Source organism: Pallidibacillus thermolactis (genome assembly GCF_025660415.1).
GTDB lineage: Bacteria > Bacillota > Bacilli > Bacillales > Caldibacillaceae > Pallidibacillus > Pallidibacillus thermolactis.
Genome location: NZ_JAOUSE010000096.1, coordinates 1 through 2,433 on the forward strand (window position 1 = coordinate 1; position 2,433 = coordinate 2,433).

Below are 2,433 nucleotides of genomic sequence, written 5' to 3' on the forward strand. Positions count from 1 at the left end.
TGTTTATGGCAAACTAAAAATGTAGGTAATGGCATTTAATTTGTGTATGGTTCGAAAATTTCTTACACAAATAAAAAACCACTTGCCAACTCCTCCAAATAATTTTAAACTCCTCGTTGGACCAACAACGTTTAACAGGAGGATATTAGGAGATGTTAGCAGTGGCTCAAATTGATTATATCAGACATGAAGTAAATCAAAAAGGAGAAACTTATGCCAGCGTTGGCAGAAAAATGGGCATTGATCCACGTACGGTTAGTAAATATGCCAATCAAGAAGAATTTAACAAAAAGGAAAAACAAAAACGAAAATCACCGGTTATGGATCCGGTTAAACCTATATTGGATAAATGGATAAAAGAAGATCTCAAAAAGAAGAAAAAATACCAAAGAACGGCTAAAAGAATGTTTGAACAGCTGGAAAAGTTCCATAGTTTCAAAGGATCTTATCGAACAGTTCGTGATTATGTATCTCGTCGTAAAAAAGAGTTAACCGTAACAACAGTAGATGCAGCTTTACCTCTTGAAGCAATTCCTGGAACTGCTCAAGTAGACTTTGGAACGGCACCATTTAAATATCAATCAGAGGTGATTGACCTACCATATTTAGTTATGTCATTCCCTTATAGTAATACTTTTTACTTTCAAGTTTTTCCTTCGGAAAATACAGAATGTTTACTAGAGGGATTACAGCGAATGTTTCATCATATGGGTGGTGTACCTAAGATAATTCGTTTTGATAATTTATCACCTGCCGTTAAGAAGATACATTCAAAAGGAGAGCGTGATTTAACTGATACATTTGAAAGATTTGTTTTACATTATGGATTTAAATATGAATTTTGTAACCCAAGAAAAGGTAATGAAAAAGGCCACGTAGAAGCAATGGTTAAATATGTTCGTAATAACTTCTTATTACCAGAAAACACAATATTAGATCTTGACCAATTTAATAAAACACTGTGGAAGCAAGCTGAAGAAGATCGTGATCGTCCACATTACGAAAAAAACATCTTACAATCTAAACTTTATAAAGTAGATCAAGAGAATTGGCTTATGCTTCCGGAAAAGGAATTTCATTGTGCCCGTTATCAAGATGTAAGAGCAGACAAATACGGGATGGTTACAGTAGATAAAAAGCAATATTCGACTTCCCCACGATTCGCAAAGCAATTGGTCAGAGTTTGTATTACGTATAATACGGTAAATATCCTGAATGACCGTAACGAAGTGGTAGTAAAACATTCACGTTTATATGGCATTAAAAGGAAATCAATGATATGGCAGCCGTATTTAGATTTATTATCAAAACGACCGAGAGCCATTAAATATTCAAGTATTTATAATCAATTTCCAACCATATGGTCTGACTATTTGAATGATTGTACGGAGGAAGAGCAGAAAAAAGCTTTGCGTTTATTGGGAGAACTCTTAAAGAATGATGATTTTTCATTACTAAACGAGGCATTACAAACAGCTTCAGTCCATGGACACCCAAGCGTTGATCAAATTAAGCATTGTTTCTATACAATACTAAATCAAAATACCTCGCATACAACGATTCAACCTAAAGTGCCATTACCAAGGGTTCCTGAAATAACGAGGGGACTGTCTCATTATGATACCTTCTTTCAAAAGGAGGATCAATAATGAACGAGCAAATAGAAGGATATGCAAAACGATTAAAATTGAGCTGGATAAGAGAAAATTATCAACAGATAGAAGCAAACAGTAACCAAGAATACCTTCTCAAGTTATTTGAGAAGGAAGTACAAAATCGAGAAGAAAGAAGAATCAATCTTTTACTTAAACAAGCACAACTGCCTAAAACAGGAGATCAACCCTATCAGTGGGAACACATTCAGATTCCTCAAGGAATCAGTAGAACGACAGTTCTAAATGGAGACTTTATTGCTGAGAAAGAAAATCTTATTTTGTATGGTGGAGTTGGTACTGGAAAGACATATTTGGCAACTTTAATCAGCTTAAATGCCATACATAGATTTGGCAGTCGAGTGAAATTTTTTACAGTTGCATCTTTAGTAAATAAGTTGATTGAAGCAAATCAGCAAGGCTCTTTAGTTAAAATGATGAAACAAATAGAAAAACTAGATTTACTAGTGTTAGATGAATTGGGATATATTCCACTCAATAAAGAAGGTGCCGAGCTTTTATTTCAAGTTATCTCTATGTGTTATGAGAATAAAAGTATCGTAATAACAACGAATTTACAGTTTGGACAGTGGAATCACGTATTTGGTGACCCTATATTAACGGAAGCAGTTATCGATCGTTTGATACACCATTCACATTTACTACTCTTTACAGGTGATAGTTTCCGTTATAAAGAATCCTTACTACATGGATAAAAGGATTTGGCAAGTGGCATACAATTTTAAATGCCAAATCATACATTTTTTACTTGCCAAATACA

Annotated in this window: 2 protein-coding genes; both read left to right on the plus strand. The window is 34.1% G+C overall.

The features are described 5' to 3' along the window. Positions 1-152 precede the first annotated feature (152 nt). Positions 153-1,649 (plus strand): IS21 family transposase, encoded by a 1,497-nt coding sequence (istA, locus tag OEV82_RS15985; RefSeq protein ID WP_263062432.1) that lies wholly within the window; start codon positions 153-155, stop codon positions 1,647-1,649. Beyond that, on the plus strand, positions 1,649-2,368 hold the full coding sequence (gene istB / locus OEV82_RS15990; RefSeq protein WP_263062433.1) for an IS21-like element helper ATPase IstB: 720 nt from the start codon (positions 1,649-1,651) through the stop codon (positions 2,366-2,368). The genes istA and istB overlap by 1 nt, the downstream gene beginning before the upstream one ends. Positions 2,369-2,433 lie beyond the last annotated feature (65 nt).